The sequence below is a fragment of the Noviherbaspirillum sp. genome, from assembly GCF_035654295.1.
Classification (GTDB): Bacteria; Pseudomonadota; Gammaproteobacteria; order Burkholderiales; family Burkholderiaceae_D; genus Noviherbaspirillum.
The window spans coordinates 1-6,639 of sequence record NZ_DASRXF010000185.1 but is presented as its reverse complement, the minus strand read 5'-3'; the positions used below and the strand labels follow the sequence as shown (position 1 = coordinate 6,639).

At 63.2% G+C, this 6,639-nt stretch carries 4 protein-coding genes; all 4 read right to left on the bottom strand.

Features of this window, described 5'->3' with window-relative positions; translation table 11 throughout:
• Positions 1-1,756 (bottom strand): N,N-dimethylformamidase beta subunit family domain-containing protein (locus VFF99_RS17500; protein ID WP_325020170.1); only part of this gene is annotated, 1,756 nt, incomplete at its 3' end.
• Between the two features lie 28 nt (positions 1,757-1,784).
• Entirely contained in the window at positions 1,785-3,113 is a 1,329-nt protein-coding gene (locus tag VFF99_RS17495; protein ID WP_325020169.1) for an MFS transporter, read from the bottom strand.
• A gap of 84 nt (positions 3,114-3,197) precedes the next feature.
• Positions 3,198-4,565, bottom strand: a complete 1,368-nt coding sequence (locus tag VFF99_RS17490) for an aminotransferase class III-fold pyridoxal phosphate-dependent enzyme (protein WP_325020167.1) — start codon at positions 4,563-4,565, stop codon at positions 3,198-3,200.
• 750 nt (positions 4,566-5,315) lie between these two features.
• Positions 5,316-6,191 (bottom strand): LysR substrate-binding domain-containing protein, encoded by an 876-nt coding sequence (locus VFF99_RS17485; RefSeq protein WP_325020165.1) that lies wholly within the window; start codon positions 6,189-6,191, stop codon positions 5,316-5,318.
• Between the last annotated feature and the right edge of the window lie 448 nt (positions 6,192-6,639).

Here is a 6,639-nt window from a genome sequence, read left to right as displayed (position 1 = left end):
TTCCCTCGAAATACCCTTGCGCAGTCATGCCGACCCCGACAAGTGCCTGCGGCGGGCGACGGTTGCGCCGCCACAGGCCGCCGAAGGCGCCGTCCAGCGCGTGGTAGTACTCCCCGGGATCGGAAGCCCATGCGCGCGTGCCGCCTTCAGCCCGCCGCACCTCGAGGACGTCGGGAACACTGGTGCTGATGCCGATCTTCCAGTAAAAGCCGTTCCCGCCGAGATAGACGAGCTTCCCTCCCCCGTCGATGTAGCCTTGCAGCGCATCCAGGGTTTCGGTGGTGTGGTACTCGGGATGGGTACCGGTGAGGACGCAACGGTAATCCTGGAGCAAGGCGCCGCCTTCGCGATGGAGGTCGTGGTCGGTAAGGACATCGAACTCGATCGCCGATGCGCGCAGCCAGTCGACGATATGCATGTCCGCTGACAGGTGCCGGATGCCGGATCCCTTCAAGTCCACGTAGCAGATATAGCCGGGACGGTCGGTGAGCACGGGGCGGCGCGCGCTCGAGTGAATCACCCCGCTTCCATCCCGGTGGCGATCGTAGGTCGAATAGCCATACTCGCGGTGCTCGGCAGGATGGTGCGGATACGCTCCCCAGTCGGCGCGGCGGGCGCGGTAGGCGTCATCGAAATTGGCGCGGTCGAAATTGGCGTATACCTGGTAGGTGAACGTCGGAATGAGCAATGCGACGGGCTTGCGGGCGGCCGCCTTGGGCGGCAGCACATACAGCGGGATGACATCTTCGCTGCGCCCGTAGCGCAGGCGGAAGCCGTAAATGCCGCTGGGCAGATCCTGCGGGATGGTGGCGATAAAGTCGGTCTCCCATTCGCAGTCGTACAAGTCATCCTCGTGAAAATGGATGGCGGCATAGTCGCGCGGCGCCCGGGTCCAGTTCATCTCCCGCCCGGACCACCGCGAGCCGCACACGGCACGCGTGGGCAGGTTCACGACCCGTCCCGCTGCCCTGCGGGCACCGCGGTCGGTCAGGGCCTGGCCCGAGATGTCGGCGGAAAAGTCCCACCAGTGCGCTACGTCCACGTTGTGCGCCAGCGCGCCTTCCAGGTCCAGCAACTCGGGGCTGTCGACGGCCGAACCAAGGATGGCGGGATCCTCCAGCCTGCCGTTGAAGAAGCGCGCATACTGCGCCGACCCCGCATCCCAGCCGGCAGCGAAAACCACGCGCTGCAATGCCAGGCCGGGTGGCAGGCCTCCCACCACGGTCTTGTGGACCGCTGCCCCGTCTCTCCGGTGGAGCGGGGCCTGGTGGAAGGAAACCCTGGCGCCGTCGCTCACGATCCGTAACTCGTACCACTTTTTCCTCTGCATCGGCGCGAGCGTCAGCTGCAGGCCGGACGGCAACGCGAGCTCCGTGCCGCGCGCGGAAACCGAGATCGACATCGACAGCGGCTGCTGCATGACGAGCGCGGCGACCGTCTGGCTTGTCTCGTCCAGCAGCCAGGGCTGCACGCGCACGGAGAAGGTCCATGCGCTGCCAAGCCTGGTGCCGTCCGGAATGTCCACCACGCCATACGACCCGGGCCGGACCTGTTGCGTTCGCGACGGATATGAACCGTTGAACGGCGCGGCGATTTCACGGTACCGGACGCCGGTGCTGTTGGGGTTCGGGTCGGCGCTCAGGATCTGGACGAAGTCGACGTCGTAGGCGCCGTCTTGATCGCAGCTCACCTTGACTTCGACCTGCTCGCCCGGGCGTGCCGACGCCCTGCTTGTGTATCCGATGATAGGGACCATGCTTGTGCTCGGTTGATTGAACGGAAATTCAGCTGCGCGCGGTACTGCCTACACTGGTGCCCTCGGCAAAGGTGGTGCGATTGTGGCGCGTCAGCTTCAGGCTGATGACGATGGCCGTCACGAGGGCGAGGACAATGACGCCGCCGTTGAACATCATGGCACCGTTGAGGGAACCAGTCATATCCTTGATGTAGCCGTTGATCCATGGGATAACCGCATTGGAGGAAACGCCGATGGCCGCCACCATTGCGATGCCGCTTGCCGCCGTACGTCCCTTGAAGATCATCGGCGGCAGCTGCCAGAAGGACACCATTGCGCAGAAGGCGCCCGCGGCGGCCAGGCAAAGGCCAAGCATGATCACGTAGGGGGAAGCCGACAGCGCCGGAATGACCGTGCCCAGTGCCGCGACCGCAATCGGGCCGCTCACATGCGCCACCGTGGTGGGCTTACCCTTGAGCCAGAAGCCGTAGGCAAGCATGGCGAGGGCAGCGGTCGCGAACGGCGAGGCGGAAATCATGCCGACCTGGCCGGTCGTCAGGTTCCCGCCCAGCGCGGATTTGAAACCGGCGACCATCTGTGGCAGGAACCAGAACAGGATGGAGAAAGTGACGTTGATGCCGAAGAAGACGAAGCCCAGCGCCCACACCTTCCCGTCCGCCAGCGCCTTCAGAAAGCCGTGATCGCTGGCGATTGCCGACTTTTCTTCGTCCGCCAGGGCGTTGCGGATCACGCTCTTTTCCGTGGCCGTCAGCCACTTTGCCTCGTCCGGCGTATTGGTCAGGATAAACGGCAACATCAGGCCGAGCGCCACGGGAACAAGTCCTTCGATGATCAGCATCGCACGCCATCCGGAATAGCCGAAGACGGCCGCGTGGTCGATCAGGTAGCCGGAGACCGGTGCGCCGACGACGAATGCAATGGGCGCCGCCATCATGAACATGGCCACGACCGACACGCGTTCCTCGCGCGGCAGCCAGCGCGTCAGATAGTAGAGAACCCCCGGGAACAGACCGGCCTCGGCAGCGCCGAGAAGGAGCCGGGCCGCGTACAGATGGGTTTCGTTCTGGATCAGGCCGGTGGCGGCGGAACACAGGCCCCAGGTGATCATGATCCGGGTAAACCAGATGCGCGGCGAGGTCCTGTGCAGAAGGATGTTGCTGGGCACCTCGCACAGGATGTAGGTCAGGTACAGCAGGCCCGCGGCGAATCCGTACTGCGCGGCGGTCAACCCCAGCTCCTTGTTCATCGTCAGGGATGCGTATCCCAGGTTGACCCGGTCGATGATGCACATGAAATACATGAGCATCAGGACGGGGGTGATTCTCCAGGAGATCTTGCGCACCAGATCCTGGGACAAAGCGGTAGAAAATCCTGTATTCATCATCGCTCCTAAAGGGACGGTTAGGCAGTCGGCCCGCGTTCGACGGCCGCTCGCTGGGGGTCAAGAGGCCATTGCACTGTTGAGGGCGGCCGTGAAACGGTCGAAGAGTTCGTTGATCTCATCCTCCGTAATCACGAGGGGAGGCGAAAAAGCACAGACGTTGTTCGCAAGCTTGCGGAAGATCAGGGCATGCTTGTTTTCCGCAATCGCGTGTACCTTCTTGACCAGTTCGCCGCCGGGATCGCCAGCCGTGCCCCCGGCAGGCCGCAGCTCGACCGCCCCGACCAGGCCGACGCAGCGGGCATGCCCCACCAGGGGATGCTCCTGCAGCGCCAGCAAGCGCCGCTTGAACAGCTCGGCCACGCGCCTGACATGATCCAGAATATTACGTCGTTCGATGATATCGAGTACGGCGAGCGCAATGGCGCAGCCGACGGGATGCCCGGCGTAAGTCGCTCCATGGGCAAAGTAACGCCCGTTGCTGTCGCTGCCTTGCGTGATCCGGTCCACCAGCTCTTGCTCGAGAATGACGGCGGAGAGCGGGAAGTAGGCGCTGGTCAGGCCCTTGCCCATGACGATGGCGCGGGGTTTGATGCCCATCGTGTCGCTGCCGAACCAGTCTCCCAGCCGGCCGATGCCGGTAACCACCTCGTCAGAGAAGAACGGGATGCCGAAACGCTGCAGCAGTTGCTGCACTCGCTCGTAGTAGCCGGCAGGCGGGATCACCACGCCCCCTGCCCCGCCGACCGGTTCTGCCAGGAAGCCGGCGATGGTGTCCGGCCCCTCGGATTCGATCAGGGCGCGCAGCTCGCTCACCATGCGCTGGCAGAAGTCGTCTTCCGACTCGCCAGGCAGGGCGTTGCGATAGTAGTGGGGATCGGCGGTATGCAGGAATCCGGGAAGGGGAAGATCGAAGCCCTTGTGGTTGCCTGCAATGCCGGTCAGGCTCGAAGCCGCCAGCGTGGCGCCATGGTAGCCATTGGTGCGGGAGATGAACTTTTTCTTCTGCGGCAGTCCGGCCGCGTTGTTCGCATAGCGCACGAACTTGACGAGGAAGTCGTTACCCTCGGAACCGGTGCAGGCAAAATAGACCTTGCCCTTGCCGATGGGCGACCTGGCAAGCAGCCGCTCCGACAACGTCTCGGACGGGACGACGGATTTTCCACCCAGCGTGTGGTAGTAAGGGAGAATCTTGAACTGCTCTATCGCTGCCTCGACCAGTTCGGGATCGCCGAAACCGAGGCTGGCGCACCACATGCCGGAAGCAGCTTCAAGCAGAGGACGGCCGGCTTCGTCGTACACCCAGATACCCCGGCCGCCCTTGATCAGCTTCAGGCTTGCGCTGTGCTGCAGCGCGCGAAGGTCTGCGAATCCGTGTAGCGTGGCCGAGGTCGCGCCGATGGCCGCGATCGAATCGTTTGCGTTCATGTTGGCACCTGACAAATAAGCGGTGGATGGGACACGCCCGTCACGACCGTGGACGGTAGGACGGATGCCTGCGGAAAGCACTTTCGGGTCGAGACCGGCGGCCGACGGGAAGACAGCGGGAACAGCTGCATGCCTGGCGGACGAACAGTACCCCGCCCTGCCCTATCGTTCCGGTGCCGGGATTGAACCCCGGGAGCAAGCAATAGGGGACGCAAGCAAGCGAGCTTTCGCATGGATTCACCTTTAATCATTGTTTTACGATGCGACCTCCGGCAAACGCCGGGCGCACGGATTATCTGGTTTATCGGAAGCCTCGCGGCAGTCACGATACCCGGCGAATGAATCGAAAGCGTGTCGTCCTCAACTCTGAAAATGCACTACCATCCGGCGCCACGGGCAAAGCCCGCGCTGGCATCCTGATCGTATTTTGCTTCCCGTGTTTTCGCATTCGTTGTCCGCCGGCCCGGCGAAATCCGCGTCGGCCTGGGGACGTTCATTCGTGATTCGTGTTGCAGCAGAACCATGCTAGCAACAGGAAGATCGCGCAGTAAGGCACAAAATTCTCACCCGGGCGGTCTAAAAATGTTTCCACAGCCGGCTTTGTTGGACAAAAAAAGTCACCACTGCGCGGACCGGCGCCGGGTAGGCGCCGGCGGGGCTGGATAAGGGGAAAACGAGTGTGTATGCGGATTACGGGAAAGGAAGCTTCAGCTTCATCACGAAGCGCGACACCAAACGACCAGCGGAGGCTCAGGCGTCCTTGAGATTGTCCATCAACCACTCCCGCAGCCGCACGATGCGCGGTTCATTCTCGCGATCGCTCCTGGTAACGAAGTAGTAGCCGCCGATGCGCGGCGCTTCGGGGACCACCTGCTGCAGTCCGCCGCGCGTGTTCTGCACGTTGAACACATCCGGGAAAAGTCCCGGGCCCTGATCGCGGTGCACCGCCTCGAGCACGGCGGTGGACACTCCTACGCGCGGCCCGTTCAAGTGGCCGCAATTCTTGATGCCCAGCGCATCGAACCAGTTCTGCCAGTCCTCTTGATAGCGCTCGTGGATCAGGGGAACGGACAGCAAGTCCTTGGGCTGGCGGATTTCCGGATGCTTTTCCACCCATGCTCTCGACGCGACAGCAATCAGCCGCGGCCGCAGGACCAGGTGGTTCGACAGATCACGTGCGGTAGGACAGCCGTAGCGCACCACCGCATCGACCTCGTTGTCGAAGAAAGACGGCGTCTGCTCGGTGGGCAGAAGGGAGATCGCTACGCCCGGCAAGGCTTCCTGCAACGAGCCCAGTCGCGGCAGAATCCAAAAGGTGGCGAAGCCGGGCGAGGCCCAGATCCGCAGTTCCTGGGATTGGCGCGAAGGCTTGATCTCTTCGGTTCCTTGCTCCAGAAGCTTGAAGCTTTCTGCGACAAAGGTGTAGAGGCGACGTCCCTCCGCCGTCAGTTCGGTGCCGCGCACCGTTGTCGATACCAGCTTCACGCCGAACCATGCCTCGAGCTCCTTGATCTGGCGGACCACCGCGGTATGCGTGACGCACAGTGTCTCCGCTGCGCGCCGCAGGCTGGTGGTCTGGCCCAGTACATAAAAGACGCGCAAGGCGTTCAGCGGTGGCAGTCTCATGTCGTGCTCAAGTCGTCAGGTTCGCCGGCTGCAGAGTTCGCAAGAGGGGTGTGAGGTGGTCCTGCCGGAGGAAGGAAACCATCGGCGGCACCGCAACGCTTCGCACCTTTCCTCCCGGCCTGACACGGGCAAAAATGGTACCATGCCGCACAGTGCGCTCCTCGGCGCGGCGGCGGGCCGGCGCGTCATTGGAAATCCCGGCCGGCGGCCGCCTCGCCGAGGCGATGACGGTGCCCGGCCGCGGACCGTCATACCGGGATCTTCCGTCCCCTTCAAACCAAACCACTACGCAGCAATCCGCACAACCGTCCGCCCCTTTACGCGGCCCGCAATATAGTCGTCAAAGCATCCGGGCAGCTGGTCGAAGTCAATGAGGCGCGTGACGGCAGCAAGATGGCGCGGCTTGAGATCGGTTGCAAGGCGCTCCCAGACACGTCCGCGCATGGGA

What these genes read in the sequence shown, in the direction of transcription:
- VFF99_RS17490 (WP_325020167.1), bottom strand. Translation starts at nt 4,565, where the DNA reads ATGAACGCAAACGATTCGATCGCGGCCATCGGCGCGACCTCGGCCACG.
- VFF99_RS17485 (WP_325020165.1), bottom strand. Translation starts at nt 6,191, where the DNA reads ATGAGACTGCCACCGCTGAACGCCTTGCGCGTCTTTTATGTACTGGGC.